Genomic DNA, 21051 nt, shown 5'->3' on the forward strand with positions numbered 1-21051 from the left:
CATAACAAAGATTATACAGTCTAGACCTTACCCCGTCAATCATCTATAATACGAGGTATGGTTATCACCTACTACGGCCTGTCGTGCTTTAAAATAAGTTCGGGAGAATTTGTTTTGGTTTTTGACCCTCCGTCAAAAAAATCCTCTTTTAAATCTCCGCGCTTCAGGGCTGACGCGGTATTAATAAGCCATGACCACGCCGACCATAACGGCTACGAAATGATCTCGGACAAAGAAAACGGCAATCCGCTCAAAATAGACGGCCCCGGGGAATACGAAATCAAAGGCATGGACATTACGGGCGTGCCTTCATTTCACGACCCTTCTTCCGGCAAAAAACTCGGCCGAAACACGATATACGCCGCGAAAATTGAGGATATAAAAATATGCCATTTGGGAGACTTCGGAGAGAAAGAACTCAGGAACGAAACTTTGGAATCCATAGGAACGGTGGATATATTATTTTTGCCGATAGGCGGAAAAACAGTTATTGACCCGGAAAATGCCGTAAAAATAGCAAATCTTCTGGAACCGAAAATAATCATACCGATGCATTATGAAAAAAAAGAACTGTCTGATTTCCTGAAAGAGTCGGGAGTTGAAACGCTGAAACCCGAAGAAAAACTTACTTTAAAGAAAAAAGATTTGCCGGAGGGTAAGGCGGAAGTAAAGATTTTAAAACCGGCTATTTAGAATAATTAGAAATTTAGTAAATGAGTTTTTTAGACCAAATAGAAAAATTACAAAAAAGACCGGCGAGATCGCGGGAGCGCATACTGGTATCAAGCGTCATCATTATTATGATTCTGATTGTCGCGGTCTGGATACAGACGACTCGCCAAAATTTTATGAATTCGCCCGTAAAAAGCGCCGAAAACCCGATAAAAACCCTCTGGAACGCCGCCAGTGAAGGATTTAAAAGCGCTATGGATCAATTGGAATTTTAATCTTTTCAAATGCCGGAACACAATCAAAATAAAATTGAGCCCAGAGACATCGTGCGTGAAATGCGCGAGTCGTACTTAGATTACGCGATGTCGGTTATTGTTTCGCGCGCCTTGCCCGACGTTCGCGACGGGCTCAAACCCGTTCATCGCCGGATTTTATACACCATGCACGAGATGGGGCTCACTTCCGGCGCCAAATTCAGAAAGTCGGCGGCCATAACCGGAGATGTCATGGGTAAATATCATCCGCACGGTGATGCGGCAATTTACGACACGCTGGTGCGCATGGCTCAACCGTGGGCAATGCGCTATCCCCTGATTAACGGTCAAGGTAATTTCGGGAACATTGATGGCGATTCTGCCGCGGCAATGAGGTATACCGAAGCCAGAATGAGCTCAATCTCGTCTGAAATGCTTAAAGATATTGAAAAAGAAACTGTTGATTTTCAGCCAACTTATGACGGTACAAGGCAAGAGCCAAAACTTCTCCCCTCGGCTATTCCGCAATTATTACTGAATGGCTCTTTGGGCATCGCGGTCGGAATGGCCACCAATATCCCGCCGCACAATTTAAACGAAGTCGTAAGCGCTACTCGACATCTGATAGACCACCCCAAAGCCACAACCGAGGATTTGGTGAAATTCGTGCAAGGCCCAGATTTTCCGACCGGCGGCCTTATTTTTAATAAAGACGAAATCCATCAGGCCTACGCCACGGGACGCGGCGGTGTTATCAACCGAGGCGAAGCTGAAATTGTTGAAAAAAAGCAGGGACAGTTTCAAATTATAGTCAGTTCTATCCCTTATCAAGTAAATAAATCCGAACTGATAATAAAGATCGCGGAACTTGTGCGCGAGAAAAAGATAGAAGGCATCCGCGACGTCAGAGACGAATCGGACAAAGAAGGTCTGCGCGTGGTTATTGACCTTAAACAAGACGCTTTCGCCCAAAAAATTCTGAACAACCTATACAAACACACCGATCTTGAACGAACATATCACTTTAACATGCTGGCGCTGGTGGACGGCATTCAGCCGCAGATATTATCGCTTAAAGGATTTCTTGAAAAATTCATAGAGCATAGGCAAATTATTGTTGAAAGACGAACGCGCTTTGAACTTAAAAAAACAGAAGACCGCGTCCACATATTAGAGGGCCTGTCGCGCGCCCTTGACCATATAGACGCGATAATTAAAACCATAAAATCTTCAGCTGATCGTGAAACGGCAAAAAAGAACCTTGTTAAAAAATTCTCTTTTTCGGAGCGGCAGGCCGACGCCATACTGGAAATGCGCCTCTCGGCGCTTGCTAATCTTGAGCGCCAAAAAATCACGGACGAATTAAAAGAAAAACAGAAACTCATCCGCGATCTTAAAGCTTTGCTGAAAAACCCGGCGCTTATTCTTGAGGTAATCAAAAAAGAGCTTGAGGACATAAAAAATAAATACGGCGACGAACGCAAAACCAAAGTCATTTTAAGCGCGGCCAAATCGTTCAAAGCCGAAGACCTGATACCTGAATCCGAACAGGTAATGGTTCTGACTAAGGGCGGCTATGTCAAAAGGGTCAATCCCGAAGAATATCGCCTGCAAAAACGGGGCGGCAAAGGCTTAATAGGCGCGGAGATTAAAGAAGAGGATGTGGTCAGCGTTTTTCTTTCGGCCAACACGCACGACGACCTTCTATTTTTCTCGTCTTTGGGCAAAGTATATCAAACAAAAATGTATGATGTTCCCGAAGGAAAGCGAACGTCAAAAGGCAAATCCGTGCTGAACATCCTGCCGCTTACGCAAACCGAGGAAATCACATCGGTCTTGGCGCTTCCCAAAACCAAAAAAGGAGAAAAAATATTTTTGGTTATGATTACGGCGCTTGGTATAATAAAAAAGGTGGAGCCGCATAATTTTGAGGGGGTCAGGCGTTCCGGCATAATAGCCATTCGCCTTCAAAAAGGAGATTCGCTGAGATGGGTAAGGCTGGCCGGAACCAAAGACCACGTTATTCTTGCCACCAAACTCGGCAAAGCCATTAGATTTAAAGAATCGGACGCAAGGCCGATGGGCAGGAATGCCGCGGGCGTGAAAGCCATGAGAATCGGCAAAAAAGACGAATTGATAGGAGCTGACGTCATATCGGCTCAGGAAAAAAACGCTCACCTCTTAGTAATGAGCTCCGAGGGATTCGGCAAAAGGACAAATGTGAAAAATTACAGACTGCAGAAACGCGGGGGCTCCGGCGTAAAAACCGCGAAAATAACTTCAAAGACCGGACCATTAATGTCGGCTAAGGTTATTTATCCCGAACTGGAAGAATTAATCGCCATTTCCCAAAAAGGCCAGGTCATCAAAACCGAGCTTAAGAGCATCCCCGAACTTGGCCGCGATACCCAGGGAGTGCGAATAATGAGACTGGATAATAAAGACGCCATCGCTTCGCTCACATGTTTGTAAATCCGGAACAAACAATAAAATCAATGGGAATAAAATACGGCATGCAGGTGGCCGATTTCGGAAGTGGAACCGGTTTTTATACCGTCCCCCTGGCCCGGGCAGTCGGGCCTTCAGGAAAAGTTTACGCTTTGGATGCGCAGCCGGAAATGCTGGAGCTTACGCGCTCAAAGGCCCGCGAATCGCGTCTGCTGAATATAGCGGCAATGCGGGTTGACCTTGAGAGTCCCAGGGGGTCCAAACTTGCCGAAAACACGATGGATTTTGTACTCATATCCAATATCCTTTTTCAAGCCGAAGACAAGCCGGCACTTTTAAAAGAAGCTTTCCGAATTTTAAAAAATGGGGGCGAGGTCGCGGTGATTGAATGGAGTTCATTCGGCAGCGCAGCAGGGCCCCGGACAGAAAAAATAGTACCGCGGGAAGCCGCGGAAAAACTCCTGGATGATTCCGGTTTCAAACGAATTAAAGAATTTAACGCGGGAGACAATCATTACGGTTTGCTGTACGGCAAACCATAATAACTAATTTCTAATTGACCTAATTAATCTAAAAACTCTACGATTAAAACACAAAACATAGGAACCAAAATACAAATAATCAGAAATTTTACGAAATGAATACTTTGCAAATCATCATAATCATTTTCTCAATCATCATCGCGGTGGCGGCTTTGCTGATTTTTTCCGGCATCTTACCGGGTTTCGGACCAAACGCCCCGGGGCAAACCGGAGAAATTTCTTTTTGGGGAACACTGCCTTCCGAAAATTTGTCGCCGGTTTTGAATGATTTCAGCCAGCGTTTCAAAAATATAAAAGTGGATTATCGCGAAATAGACCCCAAAATTTATATTGAAGAACTGATAAGCGCTTTGGCTTCTGGTCTTGGTCCGGATGTTTTTCTCCTGCCTCAAGACCAGATAATAAAACAAAAAGATTTGGTGTTCGCGCTTGATTCAACAACTTATCCTTTGCGCGTTTTTCGCGACAACTTCGCGGACCTTGCCAATCTTTACGCGCGCCCGGAAGGCATTGTCGGCTTGCCTTTCTACATAGACCCCCTGGTCCTCTATTGGAATCGCGACCTTTTTAGAAACGCGGGACTGGTGCTTCCGCCGCGGTTCTGGGATGAATTTTCAGAATCAGCCAAAAATTTGACAATTCGCGACGGACAGAAAATAACGCAGTCAGGCGCGGCTATGGGCGAATTTTCAAACATTTCGCAGGCAAAAGACATTCTGGCGTTATTGATACTGCAGACGGGCAATAAAATAACAAATCCCGAAACTCTTCGCTCTGTTTTTGCCGAACGCGCCGCAGAAGCCTTGAGTCCGGCCGAAACCGCTCTTTTATTTTTTGTGAGTTTTTCGGACCCGATTAAAGAAACTTATAGCTGGAACAAGGCTCAGGGCGAAGCAATTGAAGCCTTCGGAGGAGGGCGGCTGGCTATGTATATCGGATACGCTTCCGAAATTGAACAAATCCTGGCTTTAAATCCGCACCTTGATTTTGACGCAAGCGAAGTTCCGCAGATAAGGGGCGGAAAACTAAGCGCCTCATACGGCCGAAGCTCGGCTTTGGCCATAAGCCGACAAAGCGCAAACAAAACAACGGCTTTTACTTTTATTTATGAATTAACCGGTCTTAATGCCCAAAATTTGCTGGCTAAAAATTCATTTTTAGCGCCCGCGTTAAGAAGCGCTCTGGCCGAAAAACAGGAAAATCCGATACTTGATGTTTTTTATAAATCGGCCGTAAAATCGCTCGGCTGGCTGGATCCGGACCCGGTCCAAACTAAAAATATATGGCGGGAAATGACTTCGTCTGTCGTTTCGGGCATCAAAAGAATAAATCAAGCGGTAACGGAAGCCCAAAGAAAATTTGAAACTTTAATGCCCAGATAAAACTAAAATGAAACTTTTTAACTTTTCAACTCTTAAACCTTTTAACTCTTTAACCTTTAAACTTTTTAACCTTTTAACCTTTATCTCTTTGGGCTTTATTGTTGCCGTCTTTTTGCCGTCTTTCGCTTTAGCTCAACAGCCGCTTGTCCCTTGCGGCGGCCCGGGACAGCCCTGTACTTTCTGCCATTTAATGGAGCTTGCGAATAGAGTCGTCAAGTTTGGCTTCAACTTCCTTATCCTGCCGTTGGCTGCCCTAGGAATACTGGCTTCCGGCCTAACCTTGCTTACTGCCGGCGGGTCCCAAACCCAGCTGGAAAAGGGCAAGTCAATGCTCAAAGCCATCATCATCGGCTTCTTTATTGCCGTTTCGGCTTGGGTTATAATAAATACTATACTCGGAACATTAGTACAAGAAGGGCAGTTCTTTAATCCGTTAACGGAACCATTTCCGGCATGCGTTACCCCGAGGAACTAGAAGCATTACAAGGAGGCGCTTTTCGTTAAAATTTCATGCAAAAACTTATTCACAAAATATTAAAAGGCATTTTGCTCAAATTGGGCGTTTTTTCTATAATAATAGAGGTGGCTTTGACAAAATCGGTTTTTGCCCAAACCCTTGAAAATCCGTTGGGCGAGACAAAAACTTTCGGCGAAGTCATTGAAAACTTGGCTCGGGCCGTCGCCTATGTTGGGGTGCCGATGGCCGGCATTTTCATAATCTATTCCGGATTTTTGTTCGTGACCGCTCGCGGTTCGGAAGACCAGCTGAAAAAAGCCAAAACAACTTTTTATTGGACAATCATCGGAACTATCCTGATTGTGGGCGCCTGGGCAATTGCTTCTGCTCTTAATGAATTCGCGACAGGTTTACAAGGATAACTTTTAACGGCTAGCCATCGATTAAACATCGGGGGTTAGCGGTTGAAAATTATAAATCAAATAAAGGTCGTTAAATTTTAAAACTTTATAAGACAAATTATGGAAAAAATCAAAAAAATTATGATTGGCGTCGGCAGCGCGGGAATATTAGGCCTGCCCACGCTGGTCTTTGCCGTAACAACATTTGATGCTTTTCTCACAAACATTAAAACCCAGATTAACAGAATTATACCAATAATCACAGCAATTGCCGCTTTAGTTTTCTTATGGGGGGTCGTAACTTATATAATGTCCGCCGGAGACGAAGAAAAAAGAAAAGAAGCGAGACAATTCATAATCTGGGGTCTTGTTGGATTTGCCATCATTGTTGGTATTTGGGGGCTGATTAATATAGCTGTAAACGCCCTTGGAATAGAAACTGGTGGAACTATTACGCCTCCAAGTGTCAGATTCTAATAAAAATCGGTGACTTCCAATAATTTCCTGCAAAAACTAGCCGATCAGATAATAAACCCGCTAATTGTCATTTTCATCGGAATCGCTTTAATTGTTTTTATCTGGGGCATTGTGGAATTCATCGCCAAAGCCGGAAGCGAGGATGCCAAAACCACCGGTAAGAAACACATGCTTTGGGGGATTATCGGAATGGCGATAATGATAGGCGTAGCGGGTATAATCAATATCCTTTCAAGTCTGTTTGAAAGCGGCCAGTAAATAAATAAACGGTGAAACAAACCAAAAAACCCGACACATCGGGTTTTTTGGTTTTAAAATATTTTTCCTTGTTCTTTTTTGTCTAGTTCAATATTTACCAATCGGTCGGCTTCGCGGTTTTTTTCGCGAGGCACCGCGAAAAAAGAAATTTCTTCAAAATCCTGCTTTAAATTCCAAATTTTAATAAAAAGCGGAAAAAGACGCTCTTCTTCAATTTTATATCTGGCGTTTAGCTGGTTGTACACCAATTCAGAATCCAGATATATCTCAACTTCAGAGTTTTTAATCTTTTCCTTGCCAAAAATCTGTTTAGCTTTTTTCATAGCGAAAATAACCGCCTCGTATTCGGCTTCGTTATTCGTTCGCGTCCCTAAAAATTCGCTATATTTTTTGTCCTTGCCTCCTCCGCGGATAACGACACCCAAAGCGGAGGGCCCCGGATTGCCCCTGGATCCTCCGTCAGCGTTTATGGTAATTTTTAATTCGTTTTTTCGCATTAAATAATTTTAAAATCCTCTATCTTTAAACGCAATTCCTCGCGGCCTTTATATTTTGATAAATCCAGAGACCCGGCAAGGTCAATTTTGTCACCCGCCTTTATTTCCGGAAGAGAGCGTGCAGAAAAAAAACCGATGGCGTTTATGATTTCGTTCTTGGAATTCTTGAAAGAGATTTCGAGATGCGTCCCGCCGTTGCCGAAAGTCCTTGCGCTAAAAATATCAAGATTTTTGAATAAAAAATTCGGCCTTGGATTTTCCTGCCCAAAGGGTTCAAACTTTGAAATAATAGCGGAAGTTTCCGCGCTGACATCACTCATCGCAAGCTCACTCTCCAGAATCAAATCCGCATACGCATTTTTATCTTTGGGCATACTCGCAAACGCTTTTTTAATTTTATTATTAAAATCGCGGGCGTATTCTTTTTTTAAAGTAAAGCCGGCGGCCATAGGGTGCCCGCCAAAATCAAGGTACATCTCAATGCCCGCTTCGATCAAAAGATCTCTGACATTTACGTCGCCAGCCGAACGCGCAGAGCCTTTGATGGAGACTGCGTCGCCCTTGCCCCATAAAATGACGGTACTAGAAAGGTTTTTTGATATTCTGCTCGCGGCCGCTCCCAAAACACCCGTCTGCCAGTCATTATTTCCCGCAACGATTATTTCTGCGCAGTCGCCGCGTAAAAACATCTCCTCAACTTCTTTGGCTATACGCTCGGTGGCTGCTTTTCTTTCCACGGTAAGTTCTTCAAGGCGTCTCACAAGCCACTCGGCCTCTTCATAAGAGTTGGTCAAAATAAGATCCCCGGCCAAGGTGGCATGATCCAGCCGACCAGCGACATTGATGCGCGGCGCTAAATAAAAAGACACGTCTTCTGAATTGATGCCCGATAGATCAACCCCCGCTTTTTCCGCCAAAATTTTAAGACCCACTCTTCTTGTCTTTTTCAAAACTTCAAGGCCCCAGTAAACCAAAACCCTGTTCTCTCCCAGAAGCGGCACCATATCGGCAATTGTGCCCAGGGCCGCCAGGTCCAGAAGCCATTTTTCCCAGCCCTCAACAAGCCCGAATCTATTTTTTTGCAAAATAGCCGAAACCGTTTTAAAAGCAAGGCCGGACGCGCAAAAATCATGGAACGGATACTTTTCCCCTTTTTGACACAAGTCGACGATCACGTAGGCCGGGGGTAAGTCATCCGGAACAATATGATGGTCAAGCACAACTACATTCACCCCGCCTTCTTCAAGTTTTTTTATTTCTTTATTTTCGGAAATGCCGTTATCAATGGTTATAACTAAACTTGCCCTTTTTTCAAAAATATATTTAACGGCATCATCATTTAAGCCGTGCCCGTACTTAAAAAGGTCGGGTATAAAAATCTCTGCATTTTCGAGCCCTGCCGCTCTGAAAAAATCCGCTAAAATCGCGGATGAACATACGCCATCGGCGTCATAATCCCCGTAAATTATTATTTTTTCTTTTTTTGATACGGCTTCAATAATCCTGTTCGTTGCTTTATCCATTCCTTTTATGTCAAGCGGATTTCCGAGACTGCCATAATCGGGATTCAAAAATTTTTCAATATCTTCTTTTGTTTCAAGGCCGCGATTATAAGCCAGCTGTAAAGTTAAATCGCCGTACTCTTTTAAATCTTCCGCCCAATCTTTAGGATATTTTACCTTTTTGTCCCACCTTTTTTGCATCTGTATAGTATAGCACGGCGAAACAAACCTATTTCTTCAACGCTTCAATCCCCGGCAAAGTTCCTCTCACCAAAAAATCGAGCATAGCTCCGCCAGCCGTGGATATAAAGTGAAAACCTTTGCCCAAACGTCGGGACTGCAAAAAAGCGGCGGTGTCTCCTCCTCCGGCGATTACTTTTGCTTTTGTCATGCGCAAGGCCTTGATTAAACTCAACGTTCCCGAAACATACCCCCCCTCAACAAAACCGAGAGGGCCGTTCCATAAAATAAAACGGCTTTTTGAAGCTAGCTCGGCTATTTCTTTCATACTTTTCGGCCCAAGGTCATAAATAATATCTTCTTTTTTAAGTTGTAAGGTATCGATGACGATTTTTCTGTTTTTGCGCCTTACTGTCACATCGCGCGGCAATAAGATTTTTGATGTTTTTAATCCCCTTCCTTTGCTGTCAATAAAAGAGCGCGCAAGCGAGCCGCCGACTATTATATAATCCGCTTTTTTAAAAAATTTTTTGATCAAAGGAATTTTGGTCGCAAGCTTGTTTCCACCGACTACAAGCATAAAGGGATTAGACGGATTAAACGCCAGCGAAAGATTTTTAATTTCCTCTTTAAAAAGCGGGCCGGCATATGACGGCAGATATTTAGGCAAACCGACAATTGAAGCGTGCCTGCGATGTGAAACAGAGAAAGCTTCGTTTATGTAGATATCCGCGAGCGAGGCCAGATTCTTGGCAAAAACCGGGCTGTTTTTTTTCTCTCCGGCATTCCAACGCAGATTTTCAAGCATTAAAATCTGTCCCGGCTTTAAACTATTAACCTCTTTTGATGTTTTGTGGCCAACAAGCCCACTAGAAAAACGCGCATTTCTAATTTTCCTTTTTATCTTATCAAAAACCGTTTTCATGCTCGGGTGCACGCCCCCCTTTTCCAGATGGCTTATTAATATAATCCTGGCTTTTTTGCGGATTAAAAATTTTATTGTCGGCAGAGTGTTCGCCCAACGAAGGTCATCGCCAACTTCCCTTTTGGACGGCATATTAAAGTCAACCCTCAAAAGAACTTTTTTGCCGGATAAATTTCCCGGGATCGATTTTAAATTAAACATTGATTGATTTCACGATGTCTATAAACTCTTTAGACAAAAGGCTGGCTCCGCCGACCAAAAGACCGCCCACACCTCTCGCGCGCAAAAATGCTTCGGCATTTTTGCGGTCAACAGAACCGCCGTATAAAATCGGCGTCTCATAAGCCGCTTTTTTGCCTAAAATATCAAAAATATTTCTGCGGATGTAAGTTGCCATTTCAAAAATATCGTCCGGTTCGGCCGCGTTTCCCGTGCCGATGGCCCAAAGCGGTTCGTAAGCGATAATTAAATTCTTGGCAAAGCGTTGGGAAACGCCCTCAAGGTCCGAGCGCAATTCATCTTTTACGAAATTCAGAACAGTTTTTAATCCGGCCGAAAGCGCCGCCTTCACCTTTCTGTTTATCATCTCGTCGGTTTCGCCCAAAAACTCGCGTCTTTCGGAATGTCCGACTATAACATAACTCACTCCGACATTTTTAAGCATTTTGGGAGAGATTTCGCCGGTATAAGCTCCCTCATCTTTCCAAAAAACATCCTGCGCCGCCAAATCCAGGCCGCCTATCTTTTGAAGGGCGGGCAGAAAAACAAAAGGAGGCGCTACAACCACTTTTGACTTTCGACTTTTTTTTACTCCCAAAACAATTTTCTTAAATAAACTGGCGGCTTGTTCTGAATTCTGCGGATTCATTTTCCAATTGGCAATTATTATTTTTTTTGTGTTATATTTTTTCATATATTAGGATTCATTTTCTCCCGATTTTGTTCAAATTTTTAATTTGAATACAAAATCGAGGACCCCGTTAATTTAAAATAAAAGATTTTAGATTTTATTAAAAATTGTTAAACCAAAAAGAGAAGCCCCTAATACCAGCGCGGCCGCGGTCAAAACGCCCAAAAAAATAATGAACGATGCCTTGGGCCACGGAACGCCGAAAATAAAAGAGGCCACGACTCCGCTCCACGCTCCGGTTAAAGGCAAAGGAATGGCCACGAAAATAAAAAGAGCGAGGGGCGTCCAACGCCAGTAATGAAAATGGTCGGCGTGTCTGGCCCTAGTATACTCAAAAATCCAGGACAAAAATCTGTTCACGAAATAAAAACGGCGCATTAAGAATTCGGAAAAATAATTAAGAAAAAAGATAAGCGGGATAATCGGCAATAAATTTCCCAGAACGCTCAAGAAAAAGGCCTTTAGGGGGCTCATCCCGAATAAAAGAATGCCGAGCGGTATCGCTCCCCTTACTTCGGATATGGGAGCGGCCCCGGAAAGTAAAACGATTAATTCTTGCTGGTAGGGCATAATGCGGTTCAGGAATTCTTTAAGTCCCGGGCCGCTTCTTCGGGAGAAACGGCCACCACCTCAACACCCGTCCCCAACTCAAGGCCGGCCCATATAGAAGTTTTGGGCAGTATTTCAATATGCCAATGATAATAACTTCTGCCGTCTTTGGCCGGAGCGGTGTGTATAAAAAAATTGTAGTCGGGATCGTTCATGGCTTTTTTTATTTTTTTAAGGGAGGCAATCATGGCATCGGCCAGCGCCATTCTCTCCTTCGCTTTCAAATCCTCAAAATTTCCGGCGTGCCTCTTTGGAAAAATCCTGGTCTCATAAGATACGCGCGAGGCGAACGGCGCCAAAACCGTAAAATAATTATTTTCGTAAATCACGCGCGTTCGTTTTTTGCGTTCCCACTCAAGCATGGCGCAATGAACGCATTTTTTATGGCGCTCAAAATAAATTCTGGAACCCTCCAAGCTCTTCGCGACATCCGGCGGTATAATGGGCAAAGCAATGAGTTGAGAGTGGGGATGAAAAATAGTGGCGCCCGCTCCCGGCCCCTGATTATGAAATATCAAAATATATTCAATGCATTCCTCGCGGGCTAGAGTCCGCCAGCGTTCCTGATAAGCGTAAATTAAAATCTCGACTTCTTTGGAAGTCATTTCCGATATTCTTCGGAGGTGGTCGCGGGTAATTATAACCTCGTGAAATCCTACCCCTTTCATTTTCGCGTACGGACCGTCGGACGTTATCGTCGGACAAATTTTATGCTGTTCAAGAGCCGGATATTTATTTTGTATAATCTGAACCCACCAGTTATCAAATGAGCTTTCGGCTTTTAGTCCCGACTCAGTCGAGGATCCTCGATGGCTTTGCCATCGGGACTTATAGCTTTTAGTCGGGTGAGGCAGCCACAATAAAGGAGGGGGCGTGCCTCTTTTCTGCGGGTCGTCAAACGGACAATTTTTTTTTGACGAACTAAGACGCCTTCTTTTTGACGCTTTGGTTTGAGGCCTTTTGGCGCGCTTGGCGGCTACCAATATCCAGTCGCCGGAAACCAAATCCCGCCTGAATTCCGAGCCGTCAATATTTTCTATTTTTCCCGTCATAATATATACCTGTTTCTCCAAAAATTAAAACGGATTTTTAAAGTATCGCGCAAGACCTGCAGATATCCTGAAAGTTTAACATGGCTCCTGGGATCGTTAATCCAATAAGCCGGGATAATGCCGATTTTGTAGCCAAGCGCTTTAGCCAAAGCCAGTGTCTCAATATCAAATCCCCAGCCCGGTACGCGCTGCTGGGAAAAAATCTTTTCGGCAGCAAAGTCACGGAAGGCCTTAAAACCGCATTGGGTATCCCACACTCCGCGAATTGCCACCCATTGAATAAATAAATTTCCCAAGGTGCCCATCAAACGTTTATACCATACTTGCGCCACCGCTTGCCTCGCGCCAGGGGCGTCTTTGGAATCGCGCGAACATATCACCACTTCATAACCCTGGTCAAAAAACGGGCGCATCTTATCAAAATGGCTTATGTCCGTGGAGTTATCGGCGTCGGTAAAAAGCCGTATCCGCCCCTTGGCCGCGAGCATCCCCACTTTAACCCCCTCTCCCTTGCCCTTGTTTTTCTGACTGATTATTTTTAGATTCGTTATCTCCGGAATTTTTTGCCTGACGATTTCGGCGGTTTTATCGGGAGAAGCGGCATCAGAAACGATTATTTCGGATTTAAACGGCTGACGCGCGAGATAAGCTCCGATAATATCAATCGTTTTGCCGATTCTCTTTTCTTCATTATAAGCCGGAATTATAACTGATAGGTAAACATCCTCATTCATATCTCCATTCTATCACAAATCCTTATCTCGCCGCCTGTCTAAAAATGTCTGTAAAATCAGGGCGGCGGATGAAGCGTCAATCTTATGCTCCGGCGCGGATCCTTCGGTTCTAATTTGAGCCGAACTATAAACTTCGTTTTCAAAATGAATCGGCACGCTAAAAACTTCTTTTAATTTTTCCGCGAATTTGCGGACATCGCCCGAAAGCGGAGTTTCTTCGCCATTGAGTCCCACGGGCAAACCAATGACGATTTCGGAAACATTTTCTTTCAAAATAAAATCGCGAATTGAATCGCGCGCGTAATCCCAGACATTCGGCTGAACGGTCTTAGGAAAAGCGATTTTTTGACTTTCGTCCGAAAGAGCAAAACCGATTTTTTTAGTGCCATAGTCAATTCCCAAAATCCTAGCCATTTACCTATTTTATAAGAATTTAAAATATTATCCATTCAAAATGATAACTCAATAACAAAAAGTATATCGCCTTATCAAAAAAGTTGGCCTGCCACGCAACTGCGCGGCAGGCCAAGAACCAAGGGGTCGAAGCCCCACAAGCCCTACTTTCCGGAAACAACCCGAGAGCAGGTAAACCACCCACCCGGGCTCCCAACCGAGAGGGCCTCGACGCGCCAGCAGCCGTCGACATCGTACCGATTCGCGCCCACGACACAGAGTTTTCCACCATACCCTCGGATGTAGGCGAAATGCCAGCCTCTACGACCCTTAAGGCACTTCAGGAAGTGAAACAGACAAATCTCGTTCTTGTCTCCGAGCTCCTTTAGAATCGGCCCGTCCACCGATGCCTTCTTGAGCTCGTGGACATTGAGCTCTGCCCGGGGAATGCCCTCCTCAACCTTGCCCCTGAACAGGCGGTCAAAGCTGGACTCGGCGTAGGCATCTGCCTCTTCGAGGGCCCGGTCGTCAACCACGAACCTGTCGTCGGCGCCCTCCACTGCGACCGACTCCACGAACTTGAGGAGGTCGGATTCGTGTGGAATGAGACCGCGAAGGAATTCCTGAAGACCAACCGGGTCATCAATCCACCTCTGCCTGTCGGCTCTCCCCATACTCGGAAGGTTTTCTGCGATTCGAGCAATGAGCTTGGCAACCTGCTTCTCTACATTCATGGCGGTTTTTCCTCCTTGGGGTTTTCGCCATTTTTGTTTTGTTAGAGGGCCATCCCAATGACAGCCATAGCCAGAAAACACCGAAGAATCGGGACCTTTTGGCTATAGCCGCCAAATTGCAAGTAGCAATATAAAAGAGCTGTTATTTTTTAAGCATAGCAAATTATTTATCATTTGTCAACACCTCACAGCCGCCGCGCTTTACCAAAACCGTATGCTCAAAATGAGCCGCGCGAGAGCCATCTAAAGTGCGGTAAGTCCAGCCGTTTTTATCCGTAATAATTTTGGCTTCCCCTTCCGCAATCATTGGCTCAATGGCCAGCACCATTCCGTCTTTTAATTTTTCGCCGGCGCCGGCTTTACCCCAATTAGGAATATGCGGCGGTTCGTGAACCGCCCTGCCCACTCCGTGCCCCACCAATTCCCTAAAAACATTAAAGCCGTTTTTTTTAACGAAGAATTCAACCGCGTGGCCGATATCTCCGATGGCTATACCCGCTTTGCATTTTTTAATCGCGGCATCAAGAGCTTGCCGGCAAACTGATATCAGACGATTTGAACGGCCGTCCGGATCGTATGACCCGCATAAAACCGTTCTGGCGCCGTCAGTAAAAAATCCTTTGTAATTTACGCCCAAATCCAAAGTTACGACATCGCCCTCACGCAAAATTTTTTTACCCGGAATGCCGTGCACCACCTCATCATTTATTGAAACGCAAATTGAAGAGGGATACGGCCGTTCTCCGCCTTCGCCATAACCCTTAAACGATGGAACGGCTCCGGCTTTTATAATTTCACTCTCGGCAATAGCATCAAGTTTCAAGGTTTCAATGCCGGGCACAATTTCTCGCGCGACACGCGCCAAAACGCGGGCAAGTATTTGCCCGCTTATCCTTAACATTTCTATTTCTTTTTTTGATTTTGCGATCATTTATTTTCAAACCCCAGCGCCTTCAAAATGTTTTGATGGATTTTTTGCGGATCGCGGGAGTTGCCATCGATCTCAATAAGACGATTCAAACTTTTGGTGCGATAATATTCTACTGCCGGACCAACATGAACTTCAAAAAAATCCAGCCGATTATTTATTACTTCATCAGTATCATCCGCGCGGCCCCGTTCTTTTAGCCGACGAAAGGCCTCGTCTCGCTCCACCTTCAAAAAAATAGGATAATAAGGGCTGATACCCAAAAAATCCACAAGATCATCCATAACCCGAGCTTCTATTTCGGTCCTTGGAGAGCTAGAAAAAAGCAGATGTTCCTTGCCGGTAAAATGTTCAATAATCTCGTGTGTCCAGGACCAAATTGCCAAGAAATCCGGAGCTTTGGCGCCGACGCGCATTACCTTTTCATCGGTGAGTTTTGAAAGATACAGTCCCCGCTTTATCATATTTCGCAGAACCTCTCCTGTATAAACATAAAGCACCGAACCCAAACCATGTTTTTTCTCTAAAAATTCCTTCAAAAGAACAACCTGTGTATCTTTTCCCGAGCCGGACAATCCCATAAAAACCGCGACAACTATTCGTGATTTCATTGTGCCTCTTTCAAAATCTAATCCCATTTAAATTCAAGATAACACTTGCCGCGTTTAAACGCAACCCAATATCACTCGTAACTTCTCATAACAATCTGCGCCTCAACTTGTTTAATGGTTTCAAGAACAACAGAAACCACAATCAAAAGAGCGGTGCCGCCGATAGTCAGCGTCACGAGGCCGGTAATAGCGCGCATGGCGAGCGGCAAAACCGCGATCGCGCCCAAAAACAAAGCGCCTATTAAAGTAATGCGGTTTAAAATCTTGTATAAAAATTCCGAGGTCGGGCGTCCGGGTCTTATTCCGGGCACGAACGCTCCCGATTTCTGGAGGTTGCCGGATATGGCGTCCGGGTCAAAAGTTACGGCCGTGTAAAAATAAGTGAAAAGAAAAACCAAAAGAAAATAAAGGCCGGCGTAAACCCACGGATTATTCAAAAAATTTAAAAGCGCGGAACTTATTACTCTAAGAGTATTATTATCAATACTGGACATAAAATTAACTATCATCTGAGGAAAAAGGAGGATAGATAGGGCAAAAATTATCGGTATGACTCCGGCCTGATTCACCCTTAAAGGCAGGTAGGTGGATATTCCGCCGTACATCTTGGAACCGCGGATACGGCGGGCATAAGATATCGGCACCGGCCTCTGGCCTTCGGTTATGATTACCACAGCGGCAATAATTAAAACCGCGGCAACCACGAATCCAAAAATAACGGGCAGTTGATAAATATCGGAGGCAAAAATAGTCCGGCTCAAAGACTGCGGCACACCGGATATGATACCCGCGAAAATAAGAATAGAAACCCCGTTTCCAAAACCGTATTCCGATATGAGCTCCCCCAACCACATCAAAAGAACGGACCCCGCAGTCACAATTATTATATTTGTTACTTCACCAAAAAGAGAAAGCTCGCCTAAAACGCCTTGTCGGGATAAAAGTGTTAAAAGCCCGAAACCCTGCAAAGCAGCCAAAGGGGCGGCGGCCAGACGCGAATATTGATTAAATTTCTTTCGGCCGGCCTCGCCTTCTTCCTGATACATCTCTTTAAATCGGGGAATCATCATTGTTAAAAGCTGCATTATAATTGAAGCAGTAATATAGGGACCGACTCCGAGCATCATTACCGAAAGATTATCCATAGCTCCGCCCGAAAAAATATTCAGCAAGCCGAAAAATTGATTACCGCCGAAAAACGCCGCAAGCCTTTCGTGATCCACGCCCGGAATTGGAATGGCGGCCCCCAGCCTGAAAACGATAAGAATCGCCAAAACAAAAAGTATTTTTTTCCTTAAATCCGGGTCGGTAAAAATTAATTTTATTTTTTGCCACATAAATTATGCGTTTTGAACTATACTTCCTCCGGCTTTTTCTATTTTTTCTTTAGCTCCCCTGGATATCTGGCATTCCGCAACCAATAGGTTTTTCGTCAATTCCCCGGAACCAAGAAGTTTTACCTCGGGGACTCGGCCGCTTATTTTTTTAACCAAGCCCTTTTTAACCAGTTCCTGGGGGGTCACTTTGCTTCCGGGCTGAAAATGTTTTTCCAAATCTAAAGTATTAACAATGACAGTATGCCTCGGCCTGGTTTTTACGCGATACCCGCGAAGTTTAGGTATCTTTTTCAAGACATCGCGTATTTCCGGTCTGATTCTGTGACCGGCCCTTGCCTTCTGGCCCTTTATGCCGCGTCCGGAATACGTGCCGCGTTTGCCTCCGCGGCCTATTCTTTTTTTATTCTTAAAACGGGTTTTTGGTTTTAAATGATGAAGCTGCATATTTTTATTTAAGTTTTTTAAGCGCTTCCATCGCCGCGCGGGCGTTGGAAATCTTATTTTTTGTACGTGATAAAATCTTGGCCGAGGCGTTTTTTACGCCAGCGAGATCCAAAATCGCGCGCACCGAACTGCCGGCTACCAAACCATGTCCCTCAAGAGCCGGCCTAATTATGACTTCAGAGCTCGCGAACTTGCCGTAAACATCATGGGAAATTGACATATTTTTATTCAAAGAAATCCTAATGGTCCTTTTCCCGGCTTGTTTAACGGCTTTTTGTATGGCCGTAGACGTATCTGAGCCCTTGGCCGTTCCTATTCCGACCTCCCCAAATTTATTGCCGACAACCATTGTCGCCCTGAAACTGAAACGCCGGCCGCCGGCCACAACTCTGGCAACGCGACGCAAATCAATCAGCTTCTGTTCAAACTCAGAATCACTTTTTTCGCGTCTTTTTGAAAAATTTTTTGACCGCATAAAATTAAAATTCCAGCCCGCCCTCCCTGGCACCATCAGCCAAAGATTTAAGCCGACCATGATAATTATAACCCCCTCGGTCAAAAACTACTTTTTTAACCTTGGCTTCTTTGGCGCGCTGGGCAAGCAGTTTGCCTAAAGCGCGGGCGCGGATGCTTTTGTTCTGTTTTTTGGCATCTTTTGCCGCCGGGTCGGAAATGCCTACGATGGTCCTGCCTTTTTCATCATCTATCACCTGAGCATAAATATGTTTATTGGAACGGAAAACCGAAAGTCGCGGACGCTTCGCGGTTCCGCTAACTTTTATACGAATCATTTTGTGGCTGCGTATTCTTTTTTCTTTCTTGTTTTTCATTCGAATAATTAAAATAATCTTAAAACTAAGCCGAGGCGGCCACCTTTTTGCCGGCCTTTCGCCTTATTATTTCTCCGGAATAACGTATGCCCTTGCCTTTGTAGGGCTCGGGTTTTTTGTGGCTTCTTATGGTCGCGGCTAGATTGCCGACGGTTTCTTTGTCCGGACCAGAAACAATAATCGTATTTTTTTCCACCGAAAAGGAAACTCCCTTAGGCGGAGAAACTGTTATCGGGTGCGAAAAACCCAGGTTCAGGACCAAGTCGTTGCCTCTGACTTCGGCTCTAAAGCCCACGCCCTCCAATTCCAGTTTTTTTTCAAATCCTTTGGTCACACCATCAATCATATTGTTCAAATGTCTGACAAATGTCCCCAAGAAAGCCGAAATATCTTTAGTGTTTAATTTGGGTTTAATATAAACTTCGCCCGCCGAAACGTCAAAGTCAAGAAACGCCGGAACTTTTCGGTTTAGCTCCCCCTTCGGCCCTTTAACTTTTAATTCGCCCCCGCTAAATTCAACGGAGACGCCTTGAGGAATTATTATCGGTTTTTTGGCTAAACGGCTCATATTGCGAATTAAAAATTAAAATCCAAAAAATAAAGGTCTTTATTCAGATTTACCATGCTTCGCCGAGAATTTCTCCGCCCACCTTTAATTTTCTAGCTTGCTTATCATCTATTATCCCGAACGGTGTTGAAATTATGTACAGGCCTGTCCCGCCTTTAACCGGCTTCAACTCGCGCCAACCTTTATAAATTCTTCGCGACGGTTTTGAAACGCGTTTTATTTCCGTAATTTTGCCCGAGCCGGATTCGTCATAAAATAGCGGCAACTCAATTGCGCGGCGGTTCTTTTTGCCTTTCCGCGCGGCTTCACCGGCTAAACCACGTTTTTCCAGAAGTTTAGCTATTTCCATTTTTATTTTGGAATACGGAACCGCAACCACGGATTTTTTCGCCCGTCCGGCATTATTTATACGACTGAACATGTCGCCGATTGGATCTCCTACCATGATGATTTTCTTATTCCGGGTATTTCTCCTTCGTTGGCTAACTCTCTGAAACAAATTCGGCAAAGGTCAAAATCGCGCATGTAACCCCGCTTCCGGCCGCACCGAAAACAACGGCGCACTAAGCGCGATTTAAATTTGGGTGTTTTTTGGGATCTGGCGACAACCGATGTTTTGGCCATATTTCAAACTAAAAACTTAAAGCGTAATTCGTTTTGCATTTTACGCTTATTTCTTAAACGGTACTCCAATCGCCTTAAACAGCGCCTCTGCCTCATCTCTCGTCTTGGCGTTCGTCACTAAGGTCACCTCCAATCCGAACGGCGCCTTGACATCTTCGCCGGCTATCTCCGGAAATACAATATGCTCTTTAAAGCCGATAGTCAAGTTTCCGGAAGAATCTATGGACTTCAAATCAATGCCCCTGAAATCGCGGATGCGAGGAAGCGCCACATTTATCAGTTTATCCAAAAAATCATACATCCGCGCCCCGCGCAAAGTGCAGGCAAAACCAACCACTACCCCCTGCCTTGTCTTGAAAGCAGCAATAGACTTTTTAGCCCCGCGGGGCGCGCATTTCTGTCCAGAAATAAGCTCAAAATGCCTGATAATAATCTCTTTATCTTTTTCCTCCTTGCGGCCCGTACCGGTATTTATGACAATTTTAATCAGTCTCGGGGCGGCAAGGCTGTTTTTAAATCCGAGCTTTTTTTTCAAAATATCCGCGATATTTTCACCGTATTTTAATTTTAATTCATTCATGGTATTTTTGCTCCGCATTTGCGGCAAACCCTTGTTCGGTGGCCTTTATCATCCAAAACGCTCTTGGTTCTTTGCGGCTTTGAACAAGAAGGACAAATCAGCATAGCGTTTGAAATATGAATGGGGGAAGGAACCTGAACAACTTGGCCCTTTTCCCCCTGACGCTTTGGGCGACGATGGCGTTTCCTGATATTTAAACCCTCAACCACGACCAGATTATCCTTTGGTAAAACTTTAAGCACGCGGCCGGATTTTCCACGGTCTTTACCGCTTAATACTTTGACCAAATCGTTCTTTTTTATTTTTTCCATTTTGCTTAAATTTTAAAGTGTTTCCTTAAATTACTTCCGGAGCCAAAGATATAATCTTGATAAATCCCATCTCTCTCAATTCCCGCGGCATCGGCCCGAAAATTCTGCCGCCCTTAGGCTCTTTGCCGTCTACGATTACCGCGGCGTTATCGTCAAACCTTATGTAAGTTCCGTCTTTTCGGCGATAGGGCTGACGCTGCCGGACTACAACGGCACGCACAACATCTTTTTTCTTTACTTCTTTGCGCGGTTCGGCTTTTTTAACCGAGGCTATAATAATATCGCCGATACGGGCATATCTGCGCCTTGTCCCGCCTAAAACACGGATGCACTGTATAATTTTTGCTCCGGAATTATCGGCAACTCCAATAATTGATCTTGGCTGAATCAT

Annotated in this window: 30 protein-coding genes; 9 read left to right on the forward strand and 21 right to left on the reverse strand. The window is 44.7% G+C overall.

From position 1 onward, the window contains the following. Positions 1 to 57: 57 nt before the first annotated feature. The 9 genes from HYY55_02470 to HYY55_02510 all read left to right on the forward strand — a co-directional run bounded on the left by HYY55_02470 (position 58) and on the right by HYY55_02510 (position 6891). A complete protein-coding gene (locus HYY55_02470) occupies positions 58 to 693 on the forward strand; it encodes an MBL fold metallo-hydrolase (protein QQG45824.1) in 636 nt (211 codons plus the stop codon). Positions 694 to 713: 20 nt separating this feature from the next. Then, positions 714 to 947 carry a hypothetical protein gene (locus HYY55_02475; protein QQG45825.1) on the forward strand — a complete coding sequence of 78 codons (234 nt, stop codon included), beginning with the start codon at positions 714 to 716 and terminating at the stop codon, positions 945 to 947. Between the two features lie 9 nt (positions 948 to 956). Continuing rightward, entirely contained in the window at positions 957 to 3398 is a 2442-nt protein-coding gene (gyrA, locus tag HYY55_02480) for a DNA gyrase subunit A (protein QQG45826.1), read from the forward strand. Beyond that, positions 3389 to 3916: a class I SAM-dependent methyltransferase gene (locus HYY55_02485; protein ID QQG45827.1), complete on the forward strand. Its 528-nt coding sequence runs from the start codon at positions 3389 to 3391 to the stop codon at positions 3914 to 3916. Before gyrA ends, HYY55_02485 begins: the two co-directional genes overlap by 10 nt. A gap of 95 nt (positions 3917 to 4011) precedes the next feature. Next, the gene (locus HYY55_02490) at positions 4012 to 5298 is read left to right on the forward strand and encodes an extracellular solute-binding protein (protein QQG45828.1); all 1287 of its coding nucleotides are present in this window, start codon (positions 4012 to 4014) and stop codon (positions 5296 to 5298) included. A gap of 7 nt (positions 5299 to 5305) precedes the next feature. Beyond that, positions 5306 to 5773 (forward strand): hypothetical protein, encoded by a 468-nt coding sequence (locus tag HYY55_02495; protein QQG45829.1) that lies wholly within the window; start codon positions 5306 to 5308, stop codon positions 5771 to 5773. A gap of 35 nt (positions 5774 to 5808) precedes the next feature. Further along, positions 5809 to 6177 (forward strand): TrbC/VirB2 family protein, encoded by a 369-nt coding sequence (locus HYY55_02500; GenBank protein QQG45830.1) that lies wholly within the window; start codon positions 5809 to 5811, stop codon positions 6175 to 6177. Between the two features lie 99 nt (positions 6178 to 6276). Continuing rightward, positions 6277 to 6633, forward strand: a complete 357-nt coding sequence (locus tag HYY55_02505) for a hypothetical protein (protein QQG45831.1) — start codon at positions 6277 to 6279, stop codon at positions 6631 to 6633. A 9-nt stretch (positions 6634 to 6642) separates the two neighbouring features. Next, the gene (locus HYY55_02510) at positions 6643 to 6891 is read left to right on the forward strand and encodes a hypothetical protein (GenBank protein QQG45832.1); all 249 of its coding nucleotides are present in this window, start codon (positions 6643 to 6645) and stop codon (positions 6889 to 6891) included. A 53-nt stretch (positions 6892 to 6944) separates the two neighbouring features. Here HYY55_02510 and HYY55_02515 read toward each other — a convergent pair whose 3' ends face one another. The 21 genes from HYY55_02515 to rplN all read right to left on the reverse strand — a co-directional run bounded on the left by HYY55_02515 (position 6945) and on the right by rplN (position 21051). Further along, positions 6945 to 7388, reverse strand: coding sequence for a ribonuclease HI family protein (locus HYY55_02515; GenBank protein ID QQG45833.1), 444 nt, complete (start codon positions 7386 to 7388; stop codon positions 6945 to 6947). Beyond that, entirely contained in the window at positions 7388 to 9091 is a 1704-nt protein-coding gene (recJ, locus tag HYY55_02520; protein ID QQG45834.1) for a single-stranded-DNA-specific exonuclease RecJ, read from the reverse strand. The genes HYY55_02515 and recJ overlap by 1 nt, the downstream gene beginning before the upstream one ends. Positions 9092 to 9119: 28 nt before the next feature. Then, positions 9120 to 10196, reverse strand: coding sequence for a phosphoglycerate kinase (locus HYY55_02525; protein QQG45835.1), 1077 nt, complete (start codon positions 10194 to 10196; stop codon positions 9120 to 9122). Then, the gene (locus HYY55_02530; protein ID QQG45836.1) at positions 10189 to 10908 is read right to left on the reverse strand and encodes a triose-phosphate isomerase; all 720 of its coding nucleotides are present in this window, start codon (positions 10906 to 10908) and stop codon (positions 10189 to 10191) included. Before HYY55_02530 ends, HYY55_02525 begins: the two co-directional genes overlap by 8 nt. Before the next feature lie 87 nt (positions 10909 to 10995). After that, positions 10996 to 11475: a small multi-drug export protein gene (locus HYY55_02535; protein QQG45837.1), complete on the reverse strand. Its 480-nt coding sequence runs from the start codon at positions 11473 to 11475 to the stop codon at positions 10996 to 10998. Positions 11476 to 11483: 8 nt separating this feature from the next. Further along, positions 11484 to 12566: an HIT domain-containing protein gene (locus HYY55_02540; GenBank protein ID QQG45838.1), complete on the reverse strand. Its 1083-nt coding sequence runs from the start codon at positions 12564 to 12566 to the stop codon at positions 11484 to 11486. Next, positions 12563 to 13300: a glycosyltransferase family 2 protein gene (locus HYY55_02545; GenBank protein QQG45839.1), complete on the reverse strand. Its 738-nt coding sequence runs from the start codon at positions 13298 to 13300 to the stop codon at positions 12563 to 12565. Before HYY55_02545 ends, HYY55_02540 begins: the two co-directional genes overlap by 4 nt. A 12-nt stretch (positions 13301 to 13312) precedes the next feature. Continuing rightward, positions 13313 to 13714, reverse strand: coding sequence for a Holliday junction resolvase RuvX (gene ruvX, locus HYY55_02550; GenBank protein ID QQG45840.1), 402 nt, complete (start codon positions 13712 to 13714; stop codon positions 13313 to 13315). 143 nt (positions 13715 to 13857) lie between these two features. After that, complete coding sequence (locus HYY55_02555) at positions 13858 to 14427, reverse strand: hypothetical protein (protein ID QQG45841.1); 570 nt, start codon at positions 14425 to 14427, stop codon at positions 13858 to 13860. Positions 14428 to 14590: 163 nt separating this feature from the next. Then, positions 14591 to 15358, reverse strand: coding sequence for a type I methionyl aminopeptidase (map, locus tag HYY55_02560; GenBank protein QQG45842.1), 768 nt, complete (start codon positions 15356 to 15358; stop codon positions 14591 to 14593). Next, positions 15355 to 15966 carry a nucleoside monophosphate kinase gene (locus HYY55_02565; GenBank protein ID QQG45843.1) on the reverse strand — a complete coding sequence of 204 codons (612 nt, stop codon included), beginning with the start codon at positions 15964 to 15966 and terminating at the stop codon, positions 15355 to 15357. Before HYY55_02565 ends, map begins: the two co-directional genes overlap by 4 nt. Positions 15967 to 16037: 71 nt before the next feature. Continuing rightward, a complete protein-coding gene (gene secY, locus HYY55_02570; protein ID QQG45844.1) occupies positions 16038 to 17303 on the reverse strand; it encodes a preprotein translocase subunit SecY in 1266 nt (421 codons plus the stop codon). A gap of 3 nt (positions 17304 to 17306) precedes the next feature. After that, positions 17307 to 17747, reverse strand: coding sequence for an uL15 family ribosomal protein (locus HYY55_02575; protein QQG45845.1), 441 nt, complete (start codon positions 17745 to 17747; stop codon positions 17307 to 17309). Between the two features lie 4 nt (positions 17748 to 17751). Continuing rightward, positions 17752 to 18222 (reverse strand): 30S ribosomal protein S5, encoded by a 471-nt coding sequence (locus HYY55_02580; GenBank protein ID QQG46649.1) that lies wholly within the window; start codon positions 18220 to 18222, stop codon positions 17752 to 17754. A 4-nt stretch (positions 18223 to 18226) separates the two neighbouring features. Further along, complete coding sequence (locus HYY55_02585; protein QQG45846.1) at positions 18227 to 18577, reverse strand: 50S ribosomal protein L18; 351 nt, start codon at positions 18575 to 18577, stop codon at positions 18227 to 18229. 25 nt (positions 18578 to 18602) lie between these two features. After that, complete coding sequence (gene rplF / locus HYY55_02590; GenBank protein QQG45847.1) at positions 18603 to 19145, reverse strand: 50S ribosomal protein L6; 543 nt, start codon at positions 19143 to 19145, stop codon at positions 18603 to 18605. A gap of 49 nt (positions 19146 to 19194) precedes the next feature. After that, positions 19195 to 19590, reverse strand: coding sequence for a 30S ribosomal protein S8 (gene rpsH / locus HYY55_02595; protein ID QQG45848.1), 396 nt, complete (start codon positions 19588 to 19590; stop codon positions 19195 to 19197). Further along, complete coding sequence (locus tag HYY55_02600) at positions 19584 to 19769, reverse strand: type Z 30S ribosomal protein S14 (protein QQG45849.1); 186 nt, start codon at positions 19767 to 19769, stop codon at positions 19584 to 19586. The genes rpsH and HYY55_02600 overlap by 7 nt, the downstream gene beginning before the upstream one ends. A 46-nt stretch (positions 19770 to 19815) precedes the next feature. Continuing rightward, entirely contained in the window at positions 19816 to 20349 is a 534-nt protein-coding gene (gene rplE / locus HYY55_02605) for a 50S ribosomal protein L5 (protein QQG45850.1), read from the reverse strand. Then, positions 20346 to 20660, reverse strand: coding sequence for a 50S ribosomal protein L24 (locus HYY55_02610; GenBank protein ID QQG45851.1), 315 nt, complete (start codon positions 20658 to 20660; stop codon positions 20346 to 20348). The genes rplE and HYY55_02610 overlap by 4 nt, the downstream gene beginning before the upstream one ends. A 25-nt stretch (positions 20661 to 20685) precedes the next feature. Beyond that, a complete protein-coding gene (rplN, locus tag HYY55_02615; protein QQG45852.1) occupies positions 20686 to 21051 on the reverse strand; it encodes a 50S ribosomal protein L14 in 366 nt (121 codons plus the stop codon).

The sequence above is a fragment of the Candidatus Niyogibacteria bacterium genome (assembly GCA_016432485.1).
GTDB lineage: Bacteria > Patescibacteriota > Minisyncoccia > HO2-45-28 > HO2-45-28 > HO2-45-28.